Annotated in this window: 19 protein-coding genes and 2 pseudogenes; 10 read left to right on the forward strand and 11 right to left on the reverse strand. The window is 45.5% G+C overall.

Annotated elements, in window-relative coordinates; all coding sequences use genetic code 11:
* Positions 1-38: 38 nt before the first annotated feature.
* Genes MHH91_RS16625 through MHH91_RS16635 form a run of 3 tightly spaced genes read right to left on the reverse strand, consistent with a single transcriptional unit; the run spans position 39 to position 5,397 of the window.
* Positions 39-1,823 carry an acyl-CoA dehydrogenase family protein gene (locus tag MHH91_RS16625; protein WP_014472255.1) on the reverse strand — a complete coding sequence of 595 codons (1,785 nt, stop codon included), beginning with the start codon at positions 1,821-1,823 and terminating at the stop codon, positions 39-41.
* An 18-nt stretch (positions 1,824-1,841) separates the two neighbouring features.
* Positions 1,842-3,017: an acetyl-CoA C-acetyltransferase gene (locus MHH91_RS16630; protein ID WP_013353539.1), complete on the reverse strand. Its 1,176-nt coding sequence runs from the start codon at positions 3,015-3,017 to the stop codon at positions 1,842-1,844.
* A 10-nt stretch (positions 3,018-3,027) separates the two neighbouring features.
* The gene (locus MHH91_RS16635) at positions 3,028-5,397 is read right to left on the reverse strand and encodes a 3-hydroxyacyl-CoA dehydrogenase/enoyl-CoA hydratase family protein (RefSeq protein WP_013353540.1); all 2,370 of its coding nucleotides are present in this window, start codon (positions 5,395-5,397) and stop codon (positions 3,028-3,030) included.
* A gap of 190 nt (positions 5,398-5,587) precedes the next feature.
* Here MHH91_RS16635 and MHH91_RS16640 point away from each other — a divergent pair, with 190 nt between their 5' ends.
* The gene (locus MHH91_RS16640) at positions 5,588-5,728 is read left to right on the forward strand and encodes a YuzL family protein (RefSeq protein ID WP_013353541.1); all 141 of its coding nucleotides are present in this window, start codon (positions 5,588-5,590) and stop codon (positions 5,726-5,728) included.
* Positions 5,729-5,756: 28 nt separating this feature from the next.
* Here MHH91_RS16640 and MHH91_RS16645 read toward each other — a convergent pair.
* Positions 5,757-6,634: pseudogene (locus MHH91_RS16645) on the reverse strand (proline dehydrogenase family protein).
* Between the two features lie 89 nt (positions 6,635-6,723).
* On the opposite strand from MHH91_RS16645, the gene MHH91_RS16650 reads away from it, so the two are divergent.
* The 4 genes from MHH91_RS16650 to MHH91_RS16665 all read left to right on the forward strand — a co-directional run bounded on the left by MHH91_RS16650 (position 6,724) and on the right by MHH91_RS16665 (position 9,544).
* A complete protein-coding gene (locus MHH91_RS16650) occupies positions 6,724-6,981 on the forward strand; it encodes a hypothetical protein (RefSeq protein WP_013353543.1) in 258 nt (85 codons plus the stop codon).
* 11 nt (positions 6,982-6,992) lie between these two features.
* Complete coding sequence (locus MHH91_RS16655) at positions 6,993-7,325, forward strand: spore coat protein (protein ID WP_013353544.1); 333 nt, start codon at positions 6,993-6,995, stop codon at positions 7,323-7,325.
* Between the two features lie 141 nt (positions 7,326-7,466).
* Complete coding sequence (locus MHH91_RS16660; RefSeq protein ID WP_013353545.1) at positions 7,467-7,928, forward strand: MarR family winged helix-turn-helix transcriptional regulator; 462 nt, start codon at positions 7,467-7,469, stop codon at positions 7,926-7,928.
* Positions 7,929-7,948: 20 nt separating this feature from the next.
* Positions 7,949-9,544: an MDR family MFS transporter gene (locus MHH91_RS16665; protein WP_013353546.1), complete on the forward strand. Its 1,596-nt coding sequence runs from the start codon at positions 7,949-7,951 to the stop codon at positions 9,542-9,544.
* A gap of 425 nt (positions 9,545-9,969) precedes the next feature.
* Here the strand turns inward: MHH91_RS16665 and MHH91_RS16670 are convergent, their stop codons facing one another.
* Positions 9,970-10,611, reverse strand: a complete 642-nt coding sequence (locus tag MHH91_RS16670) for a type-2 restriction enzyme BamHI (RefSeq protein WP_013353547.1) — start codon at positions 10,609-10,611, stop codon at positions 9,970-9,972.
* 16 nt (positions 10,612-10,627) lie between these two features.
* The gene (locus tag MHH91_RS16675; protein ID WP_014470997.1) at positions 10,628-10,873 is read right to left on the reverse strand and encodes a helix-turn-helix domain-containing protein; all 246 of its coding nucleotides are present in this window, start codon (positions 10,871-10,873) and stop codon (positions 10,628-10,630) included.
* 97 nt (positions 10,874-10,970) lie between these two features.
* Here MHH91_RS16675 and MHH91_RS16680 point away from each other — a divergent pair, with 97 nt between their 5' ends.
* On the forward strand, positions 10,971-12,242 hold the full coding sequence (locus MHH91_RS16680) for a DNA-methyltransferase (RefSeq protein WP_013353548.1): 1,272 nt from the start codon (positions 10,971-10,973) through the stop codon (positions 12,240-12,242).
* 588 nt (positions 12,243-12,830) lie between these two features.
* Here the strand turns inward: MHH91_RS16680 and MHH91_RS16685 are convergent.
* The 4 genes and pseudogenes from MHH91_RS16685 to MHH91_RS16700 form a co-directional block, all read right to left on the reverse strand.
* A pseudogene (locus MHH91_RS16685) lies at positions 12,831-13,098 on the reverse strand (YusU family protein).
* A 2-nt stretch (positions 13,099-13,100) separates the two neighbouring features.
* Positions 13,101-13,925, reverse strand: a complete 825-nt coding sequence (locus tag MHH91_RS16690; RefSeq protein ID WP_013353550.1) for an ABC transporter ATP-binding protein — start codon at positions 13,923-13,925, stop codon at positions 13,101-13,103.
* 155 nt (positions 13,926-14,080) lie between these two features.
* Entirely contained in the window at positions 14,081-14,518 is a 438-nt protein-coding gene (locus MHH91_RS16695; protein ID WP_013353551.1) for a YusW family protein, read from the reverse strand.
* Positions 14,519-14,636: 118 nt separating this feature from the next.
* Positions 14,637-16,418 carry a M3 family oligoendopeptidase gene (locus MHH91_RS16700; RefSeq protein WP_013353552.1) on the reverse strand — a complete coding sequence of 594 codons (1,782 nt, stop codon included), beginning with the start codon at positions 16,416-16,418 and terminating at the stop codon, positions 14,637-14,639.
* Positions 16,419-16,548: 130 nt separating this feature from the next.
* On the opposite strand from MHH91_RS16700, the gene MHH91_RS16705 reads away from it, so the two are divergent.
* Positions 16,549-17,391, forward strand: coding sequence for an oxidoreductase (locus MHH91_RS16705; protein WP_013353553.1), 843 nt, complete (start codon positions 16,549-16,551; stop codon positions 17,389-17,391).
* A gap of 89 nt (positions 17,392-17,480) precedes the next feature.
* Positions 17,481-17,945, forward strand: a complete 465-nt coding sequence (locus tag MHH91_RS16710; RefSeq protein ID WP_013353554.1) for a Dps family protein — start codon at positions 17,481-17,483, stop codon at positions 17,943-17,945.
* Between the two features lie 46 nt (positions 17,946-17,991).
* Here the strand turns inward: MHH91_RS16710 and MHH91_RS16715 are convergent, their stop codons facing one another.
* Positions 17,992-19,353, reverse strand: coding sequence for a S1C family serine protease (locus MHH91_RS16715; protein WP_013353555.1), 1,362 nt, complete (start codon positions 19,351-19,353; stop codon positions 17,992-17,994).
* Between the two features lie 276 nt (positions 19,354-19,629).
* Between MHH91_RS16715 and MHH91_RS16720 the strand changes: the two genes are divergently transcribed.
* Positions 19,630-20,307: a response regulator transcription factor gene (locus tag MHH91_RS16720; RefSeq protein WP_013353556.1), complete on the forward strand. Its 678-nt coding sequence runs from the start codon at positions 19,630-19,632 to the stop codon at positions 20,305-20,307.
* Entirely contained in the window at positions 20,304-21,659 is a 1,356-nt protein-coding gene (locus MHH91_RS16725; RefSeq protein ID WP_013353557.1) for a sensor histidine kinase, read from the forward strand. The genes MHH91_RS16720 and MHH91_RS16725 overlap by 4 nt, the downstream gene beginning before the upstream one ends.
* The last annotated feature ends 4 nt before the right edge of the window (positions 21,660-21,663 follow it).

Genomic DNA, 21,663 nt, shown 5'->3' on the forward strand with positions numbered 1-21,663 from the left:
AAAAGCGCTCCGGATGAAGGAGCGCTTACAGCATGTGATCAAACCGTATATTTTTCTTCACGGAAGACAGCGGCAGCCACTTCACGTTTTTTCTGAATGAGATTTTTCGGTGTCAAACGCGTCAGTTTGCGCAGCACAGAAAGCATCATGCGGAGGGAATCTCCTTCCTCCATGGCGATGAGTGATTCTTTGGCGTGCGCTTCAATGTTCTGAAGGGCTTCCTGGGCAAAGATTTCCGTATATAACAGCTTCTGCGCAGCTTTTTCGGCACCGTCCGCCGCAATCGCTTTTTCCGTTCTGAGGACGGCAGATTCCAAAGCGTACAGCGCGCTGACGATATCGGCAATGTTCACCATGATTTCCTGCTCGCCTTCGATCTCTTTTCCGTATTTCTGCGCCGCAAGTCCCGCTGTCAGCAGGGCGATCTTTTTCGCCTGTCTGACAATGTATTTCTCCTGTTCAAGAGGCTCTGAGCCCGGCTCTTCAGGCATCAGCATCATGAGCTCTTCCTGGAGCGCTTTCGCTTTTTCAAAGAGCGGAAGCTGCCCTTTTACGGCTTTTTTCAGGAACGTGCTCGTTACGATCAGGCGGTTGATTTCATTTGTGCCCTCGAAAATTCTGTTGATTCTGGAGTCACGATAAGCGCGCTCCACTTCATATTCCTGCATAAACCCGTAACCGCCGTGAATTTGAACGCCTTCGTCGGCAATGTAGTCAAGTGTTTCAGACCCGCACATTTTGTTGAGCGAGCATTCAATCGCGTACTCGGCGATTGACTTTGCGACTTCGCGTCCGTCTTTTTGCGCTTCTTCCGTCAGTCTGCTCATATTATCTTCGAACAAACCCACTGTTCTGTATACAGAGCTCTCCATCGCGTACAGCCTTGCTGACATCGTCGCAAGCTTTTCCTGAGTGAGCGTGAAGCTTGAGATCGGCGTTTTAAATTGTCGGCGCTGGTTTGCGTAAGCGGCAGACAGCTCAATCACCCGTTTAGAAGCGCCGATTGTGCCGACGGCAAGCTTGTAACGCCCGATATTCAGGATATTAAAGGCGATGACATGGCCTTTTCCGATTTCGCCGAGAAGGTTTTCTTTCGGCACTTCCGCCTGATCTAAAATCAGCGTTCTTGTCGATGAACCCTTAATCCCCATTTTTTTCTCTTCTGGGCCCGTTGACACGCCAGGATAATTTTTTTCTACGATAAATGCGGAAAACTTATCTCCGTCCACTTTAGCATAGACGACAAAGACATCTGCAAAGGCGGAGTTTGTAATCCATTGCTTTTCTCCATTGAGAATATAGTGTGTGCCCGCTTCATTCAAAACGGCCGTTGTTTTCGCGCCGAGGGCATCTGAACCTGAACCCGGCTCAGTTAAGGCGTAGGCCGCGATTCTTTGTCCTGAAGCCAAGTCCGGCAAATATGTTTTCTTCTGCTCTTCCGTGCCGAAGAACACGATCGGCAATGAACCGATACCGACGTGAGCGCCGTAAGAAAGCGAAAAGCTGCCGGCACGTGAAAACTTTTCCGTAATGAAGGCTGAACTGATTTTATCCAGACCGATGCCGCCGTACTCTTCAGGCACATCCGCTCCGAGGAGACCAAGATCTCCGGCTTTTCTCAGCAGTCTGACTGAGTGCTCAAACTGATGGTTTTCAATTTCATCAATATAAGGAAGAACATCGTTTACGACATAGTCTTCTGTCGTTTTGCCGATCATTTTATGTTCGTCTGTAAAATCCTCCGGTGTGAATACTTGATCATATCCCGTTTCTTCAATCAGAAAGCTGCCGCCTTTTTTGACGTTGACCGTTTCCTGTTTCATGTTCGTTTCCCCCTTTTTTTAAATGAGCTCAAATACGCCGGCAGCGCCCATGCCGCCTCCGATGCACATCGTCACCACGCCGAATTGCTCGTTTCTCCGTTTCATTTCATGTATGAGTGAAAGGGTCAGCTTCGCCCCAGTGCATCCGAGCGGATGTCCGAGCGCGATGGCGCCTCCGTTTACGTTCACCTTTTCTTCATCTATTCCGAGCGATCTGATAACTTGAATGGCCTGTGAAGCAAAGGCCTCATTCAATTCAAAAAGCCCGATATCCTGTAATTCGAGTCCGGCAAGCTTGAGCGCCCGCGGAATGGCTTCAATCGGTCCGATCCCCATTACCTCTGGCGGAACGCCGCCTACGGCAAAGGAACGGAATTTGACAAGCGGCGCCAATCCGAGCGACGAAGCTTTTTCGCGATCCATCAGCATGACAGCCGCCGCGCCGTCACTTGTTTGTGAAGAGTTCCCGGCCGTCACGGTTCCCGTTTTAGAAAACGCCGGACGGAGCTTCGCTAAAACGTCAGCCGATGTGCCCGGACGCACGCCTTCATCTTGAGAAAAGATAAATTGTTTTTTCCGAGGCTTATGGTCATCACCGATTTCTGTCAGCGACACTTCAACCGGTACGATTTCGTCATTGAATTTCCCTTCTTTAAGGGCTTTTGCGGCATTCTGATGGCTCCGGACGGCAAATGCATCCTGGTCTTCTCTGGATACGCCGTACGTTTCGGCGACCTGTTCCGCTGTGTGTCCCATGCTCATGTAATACTCAGGCGCATGCTCCGCCAAAGCGATATTCGGGCGGGTCACATGCCCCATCATCGGTACTTGCGACATGGATTCGGCACCGCCCGCAATTACGGTGTCACCAGCGCCGAGCATGATTTTTTCAGCTCCGTAAGCGATGGATTGGAGTCCGGAAGAGCAGTAGCGGTTCACCGTAATAGCCGGCACCGTATGAGGAAGCCCCGCCAGCGCACCGATATTACGTGCCATATTTAATCCTTGTTCGGCTTCAGGTGTTGCACATCCGATAATTAAGTCATCGATATTTCCTTCATAGCCGCCTGCCCGTTTCAGCGTTTCTTTCACACAAAGCGCGCCTAAATCATCAGGACGAACGGCTGCAAGCGACCCTTTTTTCGCTTTACCGACCGGAGTTCTCGCACCGGCCACAATGACTGCTTCTCTCATAAACACCCTCCTAGTTCCGTAAAGGTTTGCCTTTGACCAGCATATGCTGCATTCTTGCTTGAGACTTCGCCTCGCCAGCGAGGCTTAAAAAGGCTTCTCTTTCAATCTCGAGTAAATATTCTTCTGAAACCTCCGTGCCGAACGGAACTCTTCCTCCGGCAATGACATGAGCCAGCTTCTTCGCAATCTTCATATCGTGATCTGATAAATAACCCGACCGTCTCATTTGATCTGCTCCGAGCAGTAACGCCGCACAGCCGGTTTCCCCGGTGACTCTCACTTTTTTGCGGGCTGGCGGGCGGTATCCGCTGTCATATAAGGAAGCGGCCAGCTGTTTCGCATCGTGCAGCAGGTGATCCTGATTCATGCTGACACGGTCAGCCGCGGACAAAATCTGCATATCACGCGCTTCGTGCGCCGAACCGGACACCTTGGCAAGCGCAATGGTTTCAAAGGTTTTAATGGCCGCGTCCATCAGTTCGCTTCCGCTGTTCAAGTAATTCATGTACAGCTCTTTATTTCCTCCGCCGCCCGGAATAAGACCGACGCCGGTTTCAACAAGACCCATATACGATTCGCTCGCCGCCTGAACGCGTGCCGCCGGGAGACAGACTTCCGTTCCCCCGCCGAGTGTCATCCCAAACGGCGCCGCCACAACAGGTTTGGCGCTGTATTTGATGTTCAGCATCGTCTGCTGAAAACGGCGGATGACAAAATCGACTTCCATGAAGTTATCATCCTGAGCTTCCATTAAAATCATCGCAAGGTTTGCCCCCGCGCAGAAATGTCTGCCTTGGTTTCCGATGACAAGTCCTTTATAATTCCGCTCTGTTTCCTCAAGCGCATTGTCAATCATCTGAATAATGTCTAAGCCGATCGCATTGCTTTTCGTATGAAATTCCAGAAGCGCGACATCATCGCCGAGATCAATCAAACTTGCTCCGCTGTTTTTGCTGATCACGCCCTTTGTTTCTTTTAACGTTTGCAGGCTGACGCGTTTCGGATTTTCTTTTACTGCCCTGTATTGGCCGTCTGAATAGTAAAATTGTGTTCCGTTTTCCTTCATATAAAATGTTTCATGACCCTGATCAAGCATTTCTTTCACCCAGCCGGGCAGTTTTGCGCCTTCTTGTTCAAGCCGCTCCGCTGATTTTCTGACACCGATGGCATCCCACACCTCAAACGGGCCGAGCTCCCAACCAAAGCCCCATTTCATGGCGTCGTCAATCGCTTTTATATCATCAGCGATCTCACCAAGAAGCTGAGCTGAGTATAAGAGGGTTTGCGACGTAATATTCCAAAGCAGTCGTCCGGCGCGGTCATCAGCATAAATAAGCGCTTTCATTTTGCCTTTGGCACCCTTTGCCTGTTTGGCGGCTTCTAAAGCGGGTGTTTTCATTTTCGTGCGCTCGCCGTATGTCATGGTTAGCGGATCGAGCTCATATATTGTTTTACCTTCTTTTTTGTAAAAACCTTGACCTGATTTGCTGCCAAGCCAATTGTTTTTCAGCATGTCATTCATAAATTCCGGCAGCTTAAACATGTCTTTTTCAGCGCCGTCGGCTTTATCATAAACATTTTTTGCCACATGAGCGAATGTATCAAGCCCCACAACGTCAAGGGTTCTGAAGGTCGCGCTTTTCGGTCTGCCGATTAAAGGCCCGGTCACCGTATCCACCTCGCCGATGCCGCAGCCGGAAGAAAGCATTTCTCTTACCGTGACTAACAAGCCGTACGTACCGATGCGGTTGGCGATAAAGTTAGGCGTGTCTTTGGCGATAACGACACCTTTCCCGAGCGTGTTTTCTGCAAATGAAGTCATAAACTTCAGCACGTCAGGATCTGTTTCCTGAATCGGAATGATTTCCAGAAGCTTTAAGTAACGGGCCGGATTAAAGAAATGGGTTCCTAAGAAATGAGCTTTAAAATCGGCAGATCTGCCTTCCGCCATCTTTGTTACGGAAATACCGGACGTATTGCTGGACACGATGCTTCCAGGTTTCCGGTATTCATCAACAAGTGAGAAAATCTGTTTTTTCACGTCAAGATTTTCTACAACGACTTCAATAATCCAATCGGCATCCTTCAATTGAGCAGCGTCATCTTCCAAATTCCCCGCCGTTATATAGTCGAGATTGGAAGCTGAAGTCAGCGGCGCCGGTTTTTGCTTCAGCAGTTTTTTCATGGCCGATCGGCTCAGTCTGCTGCGGACCTCCGGGCTTTCTAATGTCAGCCCTTTTTTCACCTCATCCTTTGTCAGCTCGTTTGGCACAATATCAAGCAGCAGGACGGGAATTCCGATGTTAGCCAAGTGCGCGGCAATTCCGGACCCCATGACGCCTGATCCGAGAACGGCTGCCTTCTTTATAAACTTGTGCATGAGTCATCCCCCTTGAACTTTGAATGAATAGTCATTCATTTTTTCGGCAAAAAAAATGAAACCCTTTTCTTCTTTCATCTTAAAAGATTTTCCGGATGACTTCAATAGCAAATATGGAATTTTTTTAAATTTTTCGCCTTCCGCATGTTCTCTGCCGGGGACGGGAAACTTAAACGCGGAGGTGAAGGGAATGGTGAGAGGGAGAAAAGATCCGTCTTCTGGCGCAGTGAGCGCGGCCAGCATGAAAGGAAATGCGGGACCGAAGCAAAAATACGGCGGCGGCAAACGGACGAGCCAAAATCAGCAATATAAAAAAGAAAACATGGAATAACATACTGCGGCTGCTTTTTAAGCAGCCGTTATTTTTTGAAGATTCCTTTCAGCACGAACGCCGCATTTAGCCGTACCAATCGGTTCCGTACGGGACGTACACCCTCATCCTGTATCCTTCTTCGGCAAGCTCCTTCTGCCGCTCCGTTCTGATACCGTACAGCATTTGGAATTCGAACTGCCCGCGGGGAATTTGATGGTCGCTGACGAGTGTTTTCGTATAAGAAATGATGTCATCATCATGTGTCGCCACCGCTGTTTCATGGCCGCTCAAAAGCTGCAGCTTAATCAGCTGCTGGAAATGAAGGTCGGTCCCTTTTTTATCGGGAAACGCCACGGCTACCGATTCTTTATAAGCGCCTTTTACAAGCCTGAGCCGCGGCTTGTATGGCATCAGGCTGCTGATATCTTCAGCGGCGCGGTACAAATAAGCCTGAATGACGGTTCCTAGCATCGGAAAATCCGGCTTGCACCGCTTATATAAATCAAGCGTACGGCCGCATCTGGAATAGTCCTCCATGTCAATCGTTACGGGAACGCGGCGTTCTTTCGCTTCCGTCAATATGTCTCTGACATGCTGTTCCGCGAGTTTCTCGGAAATATCCAGACCGATGGATGTTAATTTAAGAGACAGCTCACAGTCCAATTGATGATCGGCGATCGCCCTGATTGCTTTTTTACATTCTTCGGCCGTCCTTCTTGCATCTTTCTCTGAACCTGCATATTCACCAAGGTAATCAATCGAAGCCGATAACCCGTTTTGGTTCAGCCGCTTTACCGTTTTCACGGCTTCTGTGAGTGTTTCCCCCGCAACAAATCTTCCCGCGCCGAAGCGGAGGCCGTAAGCCTGGGCGAATTTCGTAAGCATTTTATTTTTCGACAAAAATAAACATATGCTCCGCAGCATGGATGAACTCCCTCCTTTTTCTTTTTTTCGTGCATGAAATCCCGATCGCAGAGAAAGCTAAAAAGAACAGAATTGAAGGAGGCGTTTAAATGAACAACCAAGAGCAGCACGGAAACTTGCCGCCTGCCGTCATCTCAACGAAAGACCATTTGTACCTTGAGGACATGCTGAACTGGAATCTGCTTGCCATGAAAAAAGCTCATTTTATGGCGGAACAATGCCAGAATCAGACGTTAAAACAAGAGCTTGAACAAATCGGCCGGATGCATCAGAAGCATTATCAAAACATATTGGGCCACTTGAATCCTGCTCAAGGCGGACAGACAACAACAGGCTATATGCAATAGGAGGACAATACATGGAACAGCAAAATCAAAAAATCACTAACCCGCAAACGCCCGTGCCCAATACGGCGCAAATGAATGACAGAGACTTGGTGAATGAGCTGCTGACGACGGAAAAGTATATAACAACTTCATATTGCACAGCCCTGCATGAGCTCAGCCATGAGTCTCTTTATCAAGATATTCAGGCCATTTTCGATGAGTCACAAAAAGCGCAAAGAAGATTATACGATGTGATGTTTCAGAATGGCTGGTATTCCATTGAAGCAGCCGATACCCAAAAGCTTCAGCAATCGTATCAGAAGTTCCAGCAGACGATTCAGCAGCAGTCACCCTACCAGCAGTAACATGAAGAAAAAGGATTTGATGTTTTCGCCAAACATCAATCCTTTTTTTATTTTTGCACAAAAGGATTGACTTACCATTAATCCTTATTTATATTTAACTAATGTTAATTATTTTTCAAAGGAACCAGATGAGGAGGAATTATGAAAAACGCGGATCAATATGTGTCTGATATCCAAAAATCTCTTCAGACGCTGCTGCAAAACATACAGCCGGAAATGATGGAAAGCATGGCGATGCATGAGGTGACGCCTGCCCAATTATTTGTTTTAGCCAGCCTGAAAAAGCACGGGAGCTGCAAAGTTTCCGAAATCGCGGAACGCATGGAAGTAAAACCGAGCGCAGTGACGCTGATGGCCGACCGCCTCGAGCAAAAAGGACTCATCGTCCGCAAACATAATCAGCAGGACAGACGTGTCATCGACATCAGCCTTACCAAAAAAGGCGAAAAAAAATTCGAAGATGTCGTGGAAGGAAGAAAAGCGATATTAGCGCGAAACCTATCCGTTCTGACTGATGAGGAACTGCTTCAGTCCATGAACATTATCCGCAAAGTAGCGGAAGCCGCTGAGCAATACGCGGCGGATAAAAAAGAAAATGAATAGAAAAGAGGAGCTGCCAAAACATGAGTATTGAACAAAAAGATCCAAAACGCGCATTATTAATAACCGGTTTAATTATCGCCATGTTTTTCTCGGCCCTTGACGGCACCATCGTAGGAACGGCGATTCCTAAAATCGTGGGTGACCTCGGGGGATTAAGCATGATGACGTGGCTGACCACGGCATATCTTTTAACTTCGACGACTATCGTTCCGATTGCGGGGAAACTTGCAGATTTATTGGGGCGCCGCGTCGTATATGTGTCAGGTTTATTGATTTTTATGGGAGCTTCCGCACTGTGCGGAATGGCCAGCAACATGACGGAACTGATTATTTTCCGCGGCCTTCAGGGAATCGGCGGCGGTGTCATGATGCCGATGGCCATGATCGTCATCGGGGATTTGTTCACAGGGAAACAGCGTGCCAAGTTCCAAGGGCTTTTCGGGGCGATTTACGGTCTTGCTTCCGTTATCGGCCCGCAAATCGGGGGCTGGATTGTTGACTCTTTAAATTGGAAATGGGTTTTCTATATCAACCTGCCTGTCGGAATCTTAGCTGTGATCTTTATCGCAAGAGGACTTCAGGGCAGAAAACAGACTGGGCCGATTAACTTTGACATCGCCGGCATCTTCACAATGATCGTCGGAATCGTCAGCCTCCTTCTCGCGCTCAGCTTCGGAGGAAAGGATTACGCATGGGGATCATGGCAGATTATCGGTCTCTTTGTACTTGCGCTTGTCGGAATTGTCGGATTCGTGTTCGCTGAAATCAAAGCAAAAGAGCCGATTCTTCCGATGTATCTGTTTAAAAACAGAACGTTTACCGTACTGAATCTGATCGGCTTTTTCATGAGTATCGGCATGTTCGGCGCCGTCACGTTTGTTCCTTTCTTTATGCAGGGAATTATCGGCGTCAGCGCCACCGCGTCCGGAACGATTATGACGCCGATGATGGTATCTATGATCATCACAAGTATTATCGGAGGCCAGCTGGTTTACAAAATCGGGATTAAACCGCAAATCATGATCGGTATGCTGATCATGGCCGTCGGCTTCTTCTTATTGACAACTTTGCAGCTGGATACCAGCAAACTAGCGGCTACGTGCTATATGGCCGTGATCGGTCTGGGAATGGGACTCGTCATGCCGCTTCTCACGCTCGCTCTGCAAGAAACGTTTTCAAAAGAAGAGCTTGGCGTCGTGACTTCTTCAAGCCAATTTTTCCGGATGATCGGGGGAACGTTCGGCATTACGGTGCTAGGCGCTGTCATGAATGCCAGATCCGGAAGCCTTTTATCCGACAGACTGGTGCCTTACTTAGACTCACTCCCGAAACAGGCAAGTGCCTTTGCCGAGCAGTTTAAAGGTATGATTGACAAGAATCCTGAAGGACTGCTTCAATCCCTGTTCAGTCAGGAATCGATTAAGCAGATTCCGGCCGCGTTTTCTTCCCATATCGTGCCGGTTTTGAAAACGTCACTGATGGATTCGCTTCACAGCGTGTTTTTCACAGGGCTGGCCTTTATCGCAGCCGGATTGGTCCTGACACTGTTTGTCAAATCAATTAAGCTGACAAACAAAAAAACAGGCAAAGAAGAAGAAAAAGCGAAAGCCGTTTAATAGAGAAAAAGCCCGCGAATGCCGCGGGCTTTTTTTATATCATCTGGGCCATCCCGTTTCCGAAAGACCAGTCTTCCGCCGCATTGCCCGAGAGGACGATAAACTCGGTGTATTGACTTGTGAAGATATTCTAGCAGAAAAATCAACGTTTTGAATGCAACAAATTTTTAACTATTTCAGTTGCAACGTTGTTAAATTAATCTGTATTTTAGTGAAAGTAAATGTAACTTTTTCTTAATAAGTTACTTTTGAGAAGATCTATTTCTCCCCATCGCTACTTAGGAAATATATGTTTTAATAGAAGAATGAAATAATAGAAATAAAGGAGATTGAAAATGATCAAATAAACCGCAATTTTTTCATAATGGGAACAGCGATTTTTATAACAAAAAAGACTCCAAAAATCGAAGCCTCTTTACCAAAAACTATTTGTTTTCAACTTTATCTTTCCATTTCTTAATTGAGCGTTTTGACATACCGTCAGAACCTTTGGGAATTAAAGGGACATTAGAATTATAAGCCTCAGCATTAAATCCAATAAAAATAAATGGTTGTCCTTCAGTAAGTTCAAAATAAGGTTCTAATTCCTCGAAATTGGTAACACGATCTGTAAGATAATAGGCCAATTGTTTAATAGGCATAAGGATAATAGCCAAATCAATTTCGCCATGTTTTAATCCTAATAGAAGTTTGTTCATTGAACGGTGGGCAGAACTAATATTTCCTGTTTCAAATTCCATACCTACACGTTTAAGTTCACTGTTTTCTATGAACTCTTTATAAACATCAATCGGACCACCTTTTTTCTTTTCAAGTTTAAGTATATCAAGGGGTTTTTCTCTATACCAGTTATATGTATCTTCAAGTAAGGTGTAACATAGTTCTTTAATTGGTACTACACCGTTACAATTCTTTTCGGTGTTGTTAATCGTGAAGGTTTTTGAGGTTGCTGGCCAAATAGGTGAACAAATAGATGTTTTAACTTCATTGTATGCTTGTTGAATTAACTTATCTTTAGATAGTAATTCTTTTGCTTCATCAGTAATAAACTCTTTTTCTACTTCCATTCTAATTTGCCCCCACTTATTTCTTTTGTTCACAGTTGCCGATTGTAGTAAAATCAAGTAAGTCCTTTGGTTGAACACCGAGTGCTTTAGAAATCTTTTCAATATTGTCTAAGGAAACATTTCTTGTTCCTCGTTCAATATCAGAAATGTAGGTTCTGTGTAGGTCACATTCAAAAGCTAGTTTTTCTTGTGACATATTACTTTTGGACAATCTAATTTGACGAACTTTTTGACCAAATAATAATCTGATATTGTTAGTCATAGTACCTCCTGATAACAATTGACGCTTGTTTAAATGGAATGATAAAATCAAGTAGACTATAGGTCTACAGACTATAAGTTACACGAGGTGTATAATATTGCGTTTTTTTTCTGTTTTTGACATTGTTAAAAATAAAGCGAATCAGTTAGGGTATACGGAAACTGAAATGTATGCTGTATTGAAAAATTACAATGTGAATAAGAAGGATTTACTCGCCTATAAAGAAAATGGAGTTATTCCAACAGATAAAGTGTTGAATGGAATACTTAGTTATCTTGGAATGACTAAAGTAGAATTAGAATTAAAATTAGGCAGGATACCGGCTGGGTTAGAGGATGTGTTCTTAAATAACACAAAAGAAATTGCCAAGATCCTCGAAAATAAAAATAGTGTTAAACTAAACGAATTTAATTCTATTCAAGAAATCAAACCTTATTTTTATACTGATCTTGGAAAATTATACAATGGGGATTGTTTAGAACTGTTTAAACAAGTTCCTGATGAAAACGTGGACACTATTTTTGCTGATCCACCATTTAACCTTGATAAAGAGTATGATGAGGGTGTAACAGATAAAAATTCCTTTAGCGGATATTTGGATTGGTATTATAAATGGATAGACGAGTGTATCAGAGTTTTAAAACCAGGCGGTTCTTTATTCATTTATAATATTCCAAAATGGAACACTTACCTTTCTGAGTACTTAAATAGGAAATTGAATTTTAGAAACTGGATAACTGTAGATATGAAATTTGGACTTCCAATTCAGAATAGATTATATCCAGCAAATTACAGCCTTTTATACTATGTAAAAGGTGATAAACCTAAGACATTTAATGTTCAAAGGATACCTCTACAAACTTGCCCTCATTGTGGTAGAGAAATAAAAGACTATGGCGGTTACAAGAATAAAATGAACCCAAAGGGTGTAACTCTTTCTGATGTTTGGTCAGATATTTACCCTGTTAGACATAGTAGTTCAAAAAATAGAAAGTTCAATGAATTATCAGTTAAATTACTTGATCGTATAATAACTATGAGTACAAATGAAGGTGACGTTGTTTTAGACCCGTTTGGAGGAAGCGGTACAACATTTGCTGTAAGTGAAATGTTAGGTCGTAAATGGATTGGTTTTGAGTTGGGGAATTGTGAAATTATCAAAGAGAGACTTAAAAATAAAGACAAAGATAAAAAGCTGTTAGGTAAAGTTTATGAAGAAAAAAACAAGCTGTTCCCTAATAGGGTTAAAGAATTACGTAAAAAAAATGGTTTATGGATTGATGATGATTTTAGACAAGACCATGAGGGAAATTCTAAAGGTGATAAAAAAAACGAAAACAATGACCAAATTTCATTAAGTCTAGAATGATAATTATCTTTTAAAAAAAGTCGATATTTAAATACTCACTGAAAAAAAAATATACTTTTGATAAGGACTTTAGAGAGATTTTTACTGCATTAAAGAATTGGAAAAACCAGATAAAAAATGGTGAATGGACTTCCTAATAGAAGTCCATTTTATATTGTAAGTTAGTCTATATGGATCGATCCTCATGGAAAAAGATGATCTATTCGTAAAAATTCTTCTCTTATTTTTGAATCTTCAAACACTACATAAATGTCATTGGAAATTAATCTTATATTGACCTTGCATTTCCTTGCCGATCTCCACTATCTCAGTATGCATTAAATCGGTATCTTCCGGAATTAAGGAAGCTTCATATTCATTAAGGTTTTTTCTTCTGTTAGGGCTTGCTGAAACAGTGGAGCGTACTCTAATTTTAGTTCTGTTTTAGTCCGCCCAGCTCTTCTAACATGGAATTAACAATCTAAACTTAAGAGTCAATTTCCTTAGCCTAGGCTTTTAAATAAATCCGTTCTGAAAGATCAGCCCCTTCTTGGTCTAAAGGGTTAGCGGTCATAGCTTCCGGCACCTCTCTTTGATGCCGAAAGCTTTTTATTGTTTTTTTCTGTGATCTTCATTGAGCTGTTTAATGTGCTGTATCGCAGCTTTGATGCCCTCTTTGGCGTCCGGGTAGGATTCATTCCAATGTTTTACGAGGGGAGGCATGCTTTTTGCGATATGTGTATACAAAATCCACTGCCTGACTTCTTCCTTTAGATCCGGATTTGTTTCTCCAAGCAATAGTTCTGTGTATTTTTCAAGCAGGCCGTCCAGCTGCTGCTGTAGCTTCTCTTCCATACCGTTCCCTTCCCTTTTCCATGATTATGACAATCGGGCGGTGAGGGCCGCTTCCTGCACGATACATCTGCCGCGTCCGTGCGGAATGCAAAGCGGCGTGCCGAACAGCGGGTCCTGTGTTACCTGGCAGTTCATCGCAAATACATTCTGCACAAGCTCACAAGTAATGACTTCTTCGGGACGCCCCTCTGCGTAAATCTGTTTATCCTTAATGGCTACCAGATAATGAGCATAACGGCATGCCAGATTGAGGTCGTGCAGCACCATGACGATCGTCCGTTTTTCTTTTTCATTTAATTCAAACAGCAAATCAAGTATTTCAATTTGATGCGTCATGTCGAGATAGGTTGTCGGCTCGTCAAGCAGAATGATATCCGTATCCTGAGCGAGTGTCATCGCAATCCATGCGCGCTGCCGCTGTCCGCCTGACAAGGAATCCACCGGGCGGTCGGCCATTTCCTCAAGCTTCGTCGCTTTAAGCGCTTTTGCCACGGCGTCTTCGTCCTCTTTGGACCATTGCTTCAGCCAGCTTTGATAAGGGTATCTTCCCTGCTTCACAAGCTGATGAACCGTCAGGCCTTCGGGAGCTGACGGACTCTGCGGCAAGATAGCCAGTTCTCTTGCGACTTCCTTCGTTGGAAGCTTAGCGATGGCTTTTCCTTCTAGAAGCACAGAACCGCCCCTCGGTTTCATCAGCCGCGCCAATGAACGTAAAAGCGTCGATTTTCCGCAGCCGTTGCTTCCGATCAATACAGTTATTTCGCCTTTTGGAATCGCAACATCCAATTCGTCAATGATAACAGTCTCTCCGTACCCTAAGCTCAGCGTCTCTGTAGAAATTGCACTCATACCGCTAACCGCTCCTTTTTTGTGTTTCCCAACACTATGTATATAAACAAACTGCTTACACATTCAACGTGAGATAATGATTATATTGTAACAGAAATTAATGACTCTGAATATCATTATCAATTAGTTTTGGGCAAAAAAGCTGCGGACGGAGGTTATTTTTTTATTTCCGTCATTTCTCCGTCGCTTTTTTTCAGTTTCAAATAAAAATGGTCATAATGGCTGTCTAAATTAAAAGCCGAGAGCACCTGCCGGACGACTTCACCTTCCTGCATCCGGCTGTTAACGGCAAGTTCTCCGAGGATCATCTTCATTTCATCGAGCGCTTCCTCGCCCTCTCTGTGAACTCCTGAGAGCTTATCCTGGATGTCTGCCTTTTCATGACCGCCTTTTCTTTCATACAAACCCTCATAGCGGTTATGCTCTCCGGCTCCGTAGTTGACGCGCAGGGAAAAGCTGCTGTAAGGAACCGGCTTCGCGGATGACACGGGTGTGCTGTCTTGTTCCGCTTCCCGTTTTTCTTCATTCAATCGGCAGCCGGCAATCAGCATCAGCGTAAGACATAAAACGCCCGCCGTCCTGATCCATTTCATGCGATTCACTCCCATTCAATTCCGATCGTTTTTAGGTATTTCCAAGGGAGGCCGCTGTCATTCATGGAACAAAAAGAACCGGAGCGGTAACAGCTCCGGGCGGTTCAACTATCTATCATCATTCAGTCAGCTCTAAAAACTCCTGCACATCCCGGACCGCAAGGCGTATCGCATCTTCCCAAAACGCCCGTTCCGTCAGATCCGCTCCAAGGTGCTTCATCGCCAAATCCTCAACGGTCATCGAAGCCGTGTCACATAAAAGCGCGATATATTTTTCTTCAAAGTCCGTTTTCTCCCGTAAAGCTCTTGCGTATATTCCAAGGGAAAATAAATAACCGAACGTATACGGAAAGTTGTAGAACGGCACTCCCGTAATATGAAAATGAAGCTTTGACGCCCAGAAATGAGGGTGATATTCCCCTAATGAATCGCAAAATGCTTCTTTCTGCGCCGCTTCCATCAGTTCATTCAGTTTCTCAGCCGGAACGACGCCCTGTTTCCGCTCTTCATAAAACCGCGTTTCAAATAAAAATCTCGCATGGATGTCCATTAACATATCTATGCTTTTTTGAATTTTATCTTCAAGCAAGAACAGCTTTTCATCCTTTGTCTCCGCTTGTTTCAAAGCGGCGTCGGCAACGATCATTTCCGCAAAAGTCGAAGCTGTTTCAGCGACATTCATGGCGTAGGCTCTGTTCAGCTGCCGCACTTGGAGCATGGCCTCCTGGTGAAACGCGTGCCCGAGCTCATGCGCGAGCGTCGATACGTTTGAAGCGCTTCCTGAAAACGTCATGAAAATCCGGGATTCTCCGCTGTCGGGAAAGCTGGTGCAGAAACCGCCGACCCGTTTGCCGCTCCGGTCTTCCGCTTCAATCCACCGATCGCGGAACGCTTTTTCCGTAAATGCGGACAGCTTTTTGCCAAACGTCGAAAATTGGCTGACGATCAGATTGGCCGCTTCATCATATGTGTATTCTTTCGGTGCCTCACTGATCGGCGCATTCACATCATACCAATTCAGCCGCTCAAGCCCTAAAAGAGACGCCTTTCGATTCAGATATTCGGCAAAAGGCTTTTTATGATCAGTAATCACCTGCCACATGACATCTAGCGTTTCTTTTTTCATCCGGTTGATCGCAAGCGGCTCTTTCAAGGCGCTTTCCCAGCCCCGCGCTTTATAGATTTCCGTTCGAAAGCCGGCCAGATGATTGAGCGTACTGCCGAACAGCTCCTCTTCTCCCTTCCACGCTTCGCTAAGCTCCTTAAACACTTGCCGCCTGATGCCGCGGTCCGGGTGCGCCATCATATTTTCCGCTTGGCCGACCGACAGCTCTTTATCCTCGAACGGAATCTTCATTCTGCCGACCGCCGCATTGTACAGGTCGCCCCATGCGTGATAGCCGTCAACCGCCAGACCTTCAATCAGTCTTTCTTCTGAAGCGCTGAGCTTCTCCCGTATCCGGTCTCTTCTTTCATTTAAAACGTATGTGAGTTCCTGAAGTTCCGGTTTTTGCAGTAGCTCCTCCCAAACCCGCTCGTCAATCCGGGCAAGTGTATCATCAAGCGTGACAAGAGCGGATTTAAAATCACTGCTCAGCTGATTGATCCGCGCCCTCCACTCATTCGCTTTCTGATCATCAGTGTTCTGAGCCTGAAGACAGCTGACGAAAGCTCCCGCCTGCCTGATCATGATCGCTGACCGTTCAAACCTATCAATCAGATTGACCAGCTCCCCACCTTCATCAGCATGCGACGGAACTGTAAACGCCTCTGCCGCTTTTTGAAAAGCGCTGAGCTGCTTTTTAAGCTCCTGTATGTATTGCTGAAAATCTTCCGACCTGCTCCCGCCCGCAAAAATGGAGTTTAAATCCCACGTTTCCTTCAATCCCTCTAATGCCATCTTTTTCATTACCCCTTTCTAACGAAGCTGATTCCATTATAAAACAATTCTGACATATTTCCGAACGATTTCTCCTTCTATCCGCAAGATGTTGTACACTAAAGATAGCACAAACGAGGGGGATGATGAGATGAACAGAAAAATTGCCGTTGTAACCGGCGCGACGAGCGGATTCGGGCTGCTGACAGCGCTGAAGCTTGCCCGGTCTTATCACGTCATTGCAACAGCCAGACAGCCGGAGAAAGCTGATGCACTGAAAGAAGCCGCCGCTCAAGCGGGTGCATCCGCCCATATTACGATCGTTGCTTTAGATGTGACGGATGAGCAATCAGTGTCTGACTTCGGTAAAACCGTCAGCGGTTTCGGGCCGGTTGACCTGCTCGTGAACAACGCCGGCACTGCGTACGGGGGATTTATTGAAGATGTGCCGATGGAACATTACAGACAGCAGTTTGAAACGAATGTATTCGGCCTGATTCATGTCACAAAAACCGTCCTCCCTTCTATCAGAAAAAACGGCGGGGCGAAAATCATCAATATCAGCAGCATCAGCGGACTGACCGGCTTTCCGGCGCTTTCTCCGTACGCCTCTTCCAAATTCGCGATTGAAGGGTTTACAGAGTGTCTGCGGCTTGAGCTCCTGCCTTTAGGGATTGATGCCGCTTTAATAGAACCCGGATCCTATAAAACTTCGATTTGGGAGACGTCTCTCTCCAATCAAATTACGGCACCCGGTCAAGACTCGCCCTATTACCGCTTTTTTCAGCCCATTGAAGCTAACGTCAAAGCGAATGCATCAAAAAGCGGCGATCCCGATGAGGTGGCAGAGCTGATTTATCAATTGGCACAAAAAAAGCGCCTGAAGAAACTGCGGTATCCGATCGGCAGGGGCATTAAGCTGACATTGGCTTTCCGTTCACTCTTCCCGTGGTCTGCCTGGGAATCTGTTATAAAGAAAAAGCTGTTTACTTAAACCTAAATTATAATTATTATAATTTAGTATTGATTTTTAATTGATACGTGTTATAATTAAATTAACAAATCACAGGGAGGACGATGAATATGAATACACAAAACGCGAAAAAAACTGAAAATCTGGTTGAGAAATCAATGAACACACAATTATCAAACTGGTTTATCCTTTACTCTAAATTGCACCGTTTTCATTGGTATGTAAAAGGCCCTCATTTCTTTACGCTGCATGAAAAGTTTGAAGAACTGTATAACGAAGCGGCAGAAACGGCTGATGCGATCGCCGAACGGCTTCTGGCCATCGGCGGACAGCCTGCAGCGACTTTACACAGCTACCTTGAACAGGCTTCCATTACAGATGAAGGCCAGGAAAAGACAGCTTCTGAAATGGTGGAATCACTGATTCAAGACTACAAACAAATCAGCCGCGAATCCAAATTTGTCATCGGCGTCGCTGAGGAACAAAATGACCCGTCAACTGCCGACCTGTTTGTCGGATTGGCTGAAGTAGCGGACAAGCACGTGTGGATGCTGTCAGCCTACTTGGGAGAATGACGAAAAAAGCTGAACCTCCAATGAAGGTTCAGCTTTTTTTATGCGTTCAGCTTGCGCTTTCAGTTTGTTTCGTTAATGTGATGTTCAGCGTCTTTTTGCTGCCGCCTCTGAGAACTTGAACAGTCGTTTTATCGCCGATTTTCAGCTGGTTATATAGGATCTGTCTGATATCGGCGCTGCTCTCAATATCTTTGCCGTTCAATTTTACAATGACGTCATTTGATTTGATGCCCGCTTTCGCAGCCGGTGAGCCTGACTGCACTTCTTTTACATAAACGCCCTTAGACAGCTGGTCGCCGAACAGTCCGAGCGTGTTTTCCTGATAGGTTTCCGGCACTTGCGACATATCAATCATCTGCACACCTAAAAACGGGCGCTCGACTTTTCCTTTTGCAAGAAGCTGGTCGACAATCGGTTCTACATCGTTGCTCGGAATCGCGAAGCCGAGTGATTCCACGCCGTTTTCACTGACTTTCATGCTGTTGATGCCGATGACCTGGCCGCTGGAATTGATTAACGGCCCGCCGCTGTTTCCGGGGTTAATCGCCGCATCCGTCTGAATCACGTTCATTTCCACCGTGCCTTGGGATGTATCGGCGTCTACCGTTCTGTTCAGCCCGCTGATGACGCCTTGTGTGACGGTGCCGGAGAACTGCTGGCCGAGCGGGTTGCCGATGGCAATCACTTTATCGGCAATGCGAAGCTGCGAAGAATCCCCGAAGCTGGCCGCTTTTTTGACATTGGACGAGCTGATTTCCAGTACGGCCAGGTCACTGATGGCATCCTTTCCGACAAGCTTTGCCGTTTCGGTTTTCCCGTTATAAAGAGTTACCGACAGTTTGTTTGCTCCTTCTACGACATGGTTGTTCGTGATGATGTACGCTTTTCCGCCGTCTTTTTTGAAGATGACGCCGGACCCCGTGCCGCTCTCCGTTTCAGAGCTTGAACTGCCGTCAAATCCGAACTGGCTGCTTTGCGAAGCCTGATAGTTGGACACTCCGACAATCGCAGGCTCCAAATCTTCTACCATATCCGCTACGCTTGAAGTATTTTTTAATGGCGTTGACGTGAAATTCGATGACTGAACTTGTTTCGTATCAGAAACAGCTTCTGTCTTATGCTGCTCACTCGGCAGATTCGGCACAATGCCAAGCACGAGGCCGCCGCCGATGATACCGCCCAAAACCGGGCTCAGCCAAGCGGCTCTCCGTTTTTTTTCTTTTTTCACAGCAGCCGTTTTTTCAAATTCCGTGCCGGCAGCCGTCTCTTTTTCTGCTTCTTTCGAGACGGGGCCTTCGAGCAGCTCCGTCTCCTGATGGCTGATCTGCTGCTGGGCATTTCTGTTTTGCTCCGTATGTGAAAGATCTGACTGATCGCGGTTCATGCCGTCATCTCGCTGATCGTTCATATTCACGCACACTCCTTTAGCATGTTTTCATTCTATTGATTACATATTCATCGCATGTACAAGTTCTATTGTCCCAATTATAAGGAGAAAAGCAAAGCTCCAAAACAAAATGTGTTTGAACATGTTATCTTCCCCGCTTTTTTTCTTCCTTTCTTCCCTTATACACATCATAAACAAACATTGTGGGATAAAAATGAAAAGAATATGTGAAATTATGAAAATGCGGCTTGAGTATGTTAAAACTAGTATAATGACGTTGAAAGGATGTGAAATGCCTTGTCATACACCATTTATCTAGTTGAAGATGAGGATAACCTGAATGAACTGCTCACAAAATATTTAGAGAATGAAGGCTGGAACATTACATCTTTCACAAAAGGCGAAGAGGCCAGAAAACAGATGCAGCCGTCTCCCCACCTGTGGATTCTTGACATCATGCTTCCGGATACGGACGGCTATACATTGATAAAAGAAATAAAAGAAAAAGATCCCGATGTGCCGGTCATTTTTATTTCCGCGCGGGATGCCGATATTGACAGAGTTCTCGGGTTAGAGCTTGGAAGCAATGATTATATCGCCAAGCCTTTTTTGCCGAGAGAACTGATTATACGGGTGCAGAAACTTCTGGAGCTTGTGTATAAAGAACAGCCCGCCCCCAAAAAAAGCGGGATCACCGTTTCCTCCTACAATGTGATCGAAGAGGCCAGAGAGGTTTATGATGAAAACGGCAGCCTTGTCAATTTGACGTCTAAGGAATTTGATCTGCTGATTTTATTTCTTCATCACAAGGGACACCCCTTCTCCAGGGAAGATATTCTGCTGAAAATATGGGGCCATGATTATTTCGGCACTGACCGGGTGGTCGATGATCTTGTGCGGAGGCTGCGGAAAAAAATGCCCGGGTTAAAGGTTGAAACCATTTACGGATTCGGCTACAGGATGATGACGTCATGAAAAATAAGCCGCTTGCTTTTCAAATATGGGTGGTCATCTCAGGCATCCTTTTAGCCATCTCGATTCTGCTTCTCGTGCTGTTCTCAAATACGCTCCGTAATTTTTTCACGGATGAAACGTACACGACCATTGAAAATGAACAGCATGTGCTGACGGAGTATCGGCTGCCCGGGTCGATCGAGCGGGGATATTACAGCGAAGATGCGACCGCTCCGACGACTTTCCGATCCGTTCAGCACGTTCTTTTGCCGGAACGGGAGGAGTCGGCCAGCGACAAGGACTTGAACTATTTTTCTTCTTCTTTTATCCATAAGGTGTACAAGCTCGCGGGCCGCCAGCACAGCGTCACGAAACGATACAGCGCGGACATCAGCGGTGAAAAAGTGTTTTTCGTCATTAAAAAAGGCCTCACCATTAACGGTCAGAATGCCATGATGCTGTCATATGCGCTTGATTCTTATCGTGATGATCTGGCATACACCCTGTTCAAGCAGCTGCTCTTTATCATTGCCGGGGTGATTTTGTTAAGCTGGATTCCGGCGATTTGGCTTGCCAAATATCTTTCGCGCCCGCTCGTTTCCTTAGAAAAGCATGTCAAACGGATTTCGGAACAGGATTGGGATGATCCGGTCATCGTCGACAGAAAAGACGAAATCGGAAAATTAGGCCACACCATTGAAGACATGCGGAGCAAACTGGTGCAAAAGGATGAAACGGAAAGAACGCTCCTGCAAAATATCTCTCATGATTTAAAAACGCCTGTCATGGTAATAAGGGGCTATACTCAATCAATAAAGGACGGGATTTTTCCTAAGGGGGATCTGGAAAACACAATTGATGTAATTGAAGGCGAAGCAGAAAAGCTTGAGAAGAAAATTAAGGATCTATTATATTTAACGAAGCTTGATTACTTAATGAAGCAGCGGGTGCACCATGAGACATTTGACATTGTGAAGGTCACGGAAGAAGTCATTGAACGGCTCAAATGGGCCCGGAAGGAATTAGCGTGGACCGTTGACACAGAAGATGTAATGATGATGCCCGGTGATCCGGAACAATGGAGCAAGCTCCTTGAAAACATTCTTGAAAATCAAATCCGCTACGCAGAAACGGCGATTCACATTCGGATCAGCCAAAATCAGCAGCAGATTGTCATGACGGTTAAAAATGACGGGCCTCCGATTGAGGATGAGATGCTATCCAGCTTGTACGAGCCTTTTAATAAAGGGAAGAAAGGCGAGTTCGGCATAGGACTCAGCATCGTAAAACGGATTTTAACCCTGCATAAAGCATCAATTTCAATTGAAAATGACCAATCGGGTGTAATCTACCGGATTATCGTACCAAAGTAGACTG

This window comes from Bacillus sp. FSL K6-2819 (assembly GCF_038008305.1).
In the GTDB taxonomy this organism is placed as follows: domain Bacteria; phylum Bacillota; class Bacilli; order Bacillales; family Bacillaceae; genus Bacillus; species Bacillus amyloliquefaciens.

Bases quoted from the DNA above. Each gene is read 5' to 3' on its own strand.
- MHH91_RS16625 (WP_014472255.1), bottom strand. From the start codon at position 1,823: ATGAAACAGGAAACGGTCAACGTCAAAAAAGGCGGCAGCTTTCTGATT.
- MHH91_RS16630 (WP_013353539.1), bottom strand. From the start codon at position 3,017: ATGAGAGAAGCAGTCATTGTGGCCGGTGCGAGAACTCCGGTCGGTAAA.
- MHH91_RS16635 (WP_013353540.1), bottom strand. From the start codon at position 5,397: ATGCACAAGTTTATAAAGAAGGCAGCCGTTCTCGGATCAGGCGTCATG.
- MHH91_RS16640 (WP_013353541.1), top strand. From the start codon at position 5,588: ATGGTGAGAGGGAGAAAAGATCCGTCTTCTGGCGCAGTGAGCGCGGCC.
- MHH91_RS16650 (WP_013353543.1), top strand. From the start codon at position 6,724: ATGAACAACCAAGAGCAGCACGGAAACTTGCCGCCTGCCGTCATCTCA.
- MHH91_RS16655 (WP_013353544.1), top strand. From the start codon at position 6,993: ATGGAACAGCAAAATCAAAAAATCACTAACCCGCAAACGCCCGTGCCC.
- MHH91_RS16660 (WP_013353545.1), top strand. From the start codon at position 7,467: ATGAAAAACGCGGATCAATATGTGTCTGATATCCAAAAATCTCTTCAG.
- MHH91_RS16665 (WP_013353546.1), top strand. From the start codon at position 7,949: ATGAGTATTGAACAAAAAGATCCAAAACGCGCATTATTAATAACCGGT.
- MHH91_RS16670 (WP_013353547.1), bottom strand. From the start codon at position 10,611: ATGGAAGTAGAAAAAGAGTTTATTACTGATGAAGCAAAAGAATTACTA.
- MHH91_RS16675 (WP_014470997.1), bottom strand. From the start codon at position 10,873: ATGACTAACAATATCAGATTATTATTTGGTCAAAAAGTTCGTCAAATT.
- MHH91_RS16690 (WP_013353550.1), bottom strand. From the start codon at position 13,925: ATGAGTGCAATTTCTACAGAGACGCTGAGCTTAGGGTACGGAGAGACT.
- MHH91_RS16695 (WP_013353551.1), bottom strand. From the start codon at position 14,518: ATGAAATGGATCAGGACGGCGGGCGTTTTATGTCTTACGCTGATGCTG.
- MHH91_RS16700 (WP_013353552.1), bottom strand. From the start codon at position 16,418: ATGGCATTAGAGGGATTGAAGGAAACGTGGGATTTAAACTCCATTTTT.
- MHH91_RS16705 (WP_013353553.1), top strand. From the start codon at position 16,549: ATGAACAGAAAAATTGCCGTTGTAACCGGCGCGACGAGCGGATTCGGG.
- MHH91_RS16710 (WP_013353554.1), top strand. From the start codon at position 17,481: ATGAATACACAAAACGCGAAAAAAACTGAAAATCTGGTTGAGAAATCA.
- MHH91_RS16715 (WP_013353555.1), bottom strand. From the start codon at position 19,353: ATGAACGATCAGCGAGATGACGGCATGAACCGCGATCAGTCAGATCTT.
- MHH91_RS16725 (WP_013353557.1), top strand. From the start codon at position 20,304: ATGAAAAATAAGCCGCTTGCTTTTCAAATATGGGTGGTCATCTCAGGC.